The organism is Bacteroides sp. GD17 (assembly GCF_038448625.1).
GTDB lineage: Bacteria > Bacteroidota > Bacteroidia > Bacteroidales > Bacteroidaceae > Bacteroides.
In genome coordinates this window covers 1-2,500 of sequence record NZ_JBCEZS010000040.1, presented here as the reverse complement: position 1 = coordinate 2,500, position 2,500 = coordinate 1, and the positions used below count along the sequence as shown (strand labels likewise).

Sequence of the window (2,500 nt, the reverse complement as noted above, 5' to 3'; positions counted from 1 at the left end):
ATCCTAGCTGTCTTAGCAATCTGACTTCGTTAGTTCAACTTAGTATTCATTTCGGGACCTTAGCTGTTGGTCCGGATTGTTCTCCTTTAGGACATGGACCTTAGCACCCATGCCCTCACTCCTGACATAGAACTGGCACGCATTCGGAGTTTGTCAAGACTTGATAGGCGGTGAAGCCCTCGCATCTTATCAGTCGCTCTACCTCATGCCAGTATAAGTCAAGGCTGCACCTAAATGCATTTCGGGGAGTACGAGCTATCTCCAAGTTTGATTAGCCTTTCACCCCCACCCTCAAGTCATCCAGAAGCTTTTCAACGCTTATTGGTTCGGTCCTCCAGATGGTGTTACCCATCCTTCAACCTGCTCAAGGGTAGATCACTTGGTTTCGCGTCTACTCCTTCCGACTATACGCCCTGTTCAGACTCGCTTTCGCTTCGGATCCAGATCTTAAATCCTTAACCTTGCCGGAAAAAGTAACTCGTAGGTTCATTATGCAAAAGGCACGCCGTCACACCATAAAGGTGCTCCGACCGCTTGTAGGCACATGGTTTCAGGAACTATTTCACTCTTCTATTCGAAGTGCTTTTCACCTTTCCTTCACAGTACTGGTTCACTATCGGTCTCTCGGGAGTATTTAGCCTTACCGGATGGTCCCGGCAGATTCACGCAGAATTCCTCGTGCTCCGCGCTACTCAGGATACCACTAGGGTTCAATTGGCTTAGTGTACCGGGTTATCACCGTCTATGACCGGACTTTCCAGACCGTTCCACTCACCAATTTTCGTCCCACGACGTGGTCCTACAACCCCACTCATGCCGTAACATCAGTGGTTTGGGCTATTCCCCGTTCGCTCGCCACTACTAGGGGAATCATTATTATTTTCTTTTCCTGCAGGTACTAAGATGTTTCAGTTCCCTGCGTTAGCCTCTATCATAGATAGATAATACCTCTTCAAAGTATTGGGTTGTCCCATTCGGAAATCCGCGGATCAAAGGTTATTTGCACCTACCCGCAGCTTATCGCAGCTTATCACGNTTTTCCTGCAGGTACTAAGATGTTTCAGTTCCCTGCGTTAGCCTCTATCATAGATAGATAATACCTCTTCAAAGTATTGGGTTGTCCCATTCGGAAATCCGCGGATCAAAGGTTATTTGCACCTACCCGCAGCTTATCGCAGCTTATCACGTCCTTCATCGCCTCCGAGAGCCAAGGCATCCGCCATGTGCCCTTATTTACTTTTAGTCTTACCGATCACGTATGGTCGATATATACTTTCAGCTTTAACTTTACTTTTTCTGTTACATCATGTCAAAGATCGTTTGCTCACAATTAATAATTAACAATTAAAAGTGGCGNACCCGCAGCTTATCGCAGCTTATCACGTCCTTCATCGCCTCCGAGAGCCAAGGCATCCGCCATGTGCCCTTATTTACTTTTAGTCTTACCGATCACGTATGGTCGATATATACTTTCAGCTTTAACTTTACTTTTTCTGTTACATCATGTCAAAGATCGTTTGAGAAACCTTCGACTTCAGTCGAAGTGAGGATTGACTAAAGTCTATCCTATTCTCANNNTCCGCCATGTGCCCTTATTTACTTTTAGTCTTACCGATCACGTATGGTCGATATATACTTTCAGCTTTAACTTTACTTTTTCTGTTACATCATGTCAAAGATCGTTTGAGAAACCTTCGACTTCAGTCGAAGTGAGGATTGACTAAAGTCTATCCTATTCTCAAGAGTGGAGAATAACGGATTCGAACCGTTGACCCCCTGCGTGCAAAGCAGGTGCTCTAGCCAGCTGAGCTAATCCCCCTCTTTTCAGAGTAGTCCCAGGCAGAGTTGAACTGCCGACCTCTACATTATCAGTGTAGCGCTCTAACCAACTGAGCTATAGGACTGTCAGTCAAACCCTCGCCTTGCGGCTCGGCTTCTTCTTTTCTCTTTATATTCCTATATGTTATTATAGGTATATCTTTAATAAACAATTACTCGCAGTACAAGAGGTTCTGATGGAAGCATCACTCAAAGAACCAACTTCTTTATTGTCAATTGTCAATTATAAATTGACAATTGTTCGAGTCGTCACTCCAGAAAGGAGGTGTTCCAGCCGCACCTTCCGGTACGGCTACCTTGTTACGACTTAGCCCCAATCACCAGTTTTACCCTAGGACGCTCCTTGCGGTTACGTACTTCAGGTACCCCCGGCTTTCATGGCTTGACGGGCGGTGTGTACAAGGCCCGGGAACGTATTCACCGCGCCGTGGCTGATGCGCGATTACTAGCGAATCCAGCTTCATGGAGTCGGGTTGCAGACTCCAATCCGAACTGAGAGAGGCTTTTGGGATTAGCATCCTGTCACCAGGTAGCTGCCTTCTGTACCCCCCATTGTAACACGTGTGTAGCCCCGGACGTAAGGGCCGTGCTGATTTGACGTCATCCCCACCTTCCTCACATCTTACGACGGCAGTCTCCATAGAGTCCCCAACATGACTTG

The 2,500-nt window shown here is 46.7% G+C and carries 2 tRNA genes and 2 rRNA genes (1 of these 4 cut by a window edge); all 4 read right to left on the bottom strand.

The features are described 5' to 3' along the window. Positions 1-1,243: ribosomal RNA gene (locus AAE250_RS23340) — 23S ribosomal RNA — on the bottom strand; it reaches 1,788 nt to the left of the window's first position. A 502-nt stretch (positions 1,244-1,745) separates the two neighbouring features. Continuing rightward, positions 1,746-1,819 (bottom strand) — tRNA-Ala (locus AAE250_RS23335). A gap of 11 nt (positions 1,820-1,830) precedes the next feature. Further along, positions 1,831-1,904: transfer RNA gene (locus AAE250_RS23330), tRNA-Ile, on the bottom strand. A gap of 193 nt (positions 1,905-2,097) precedes the next feature. Then, positions 2,098-2,500 (bottom strand): 16S ribosomal RNA (locus tag AAE250_RS23325); the annotation flags it as partial.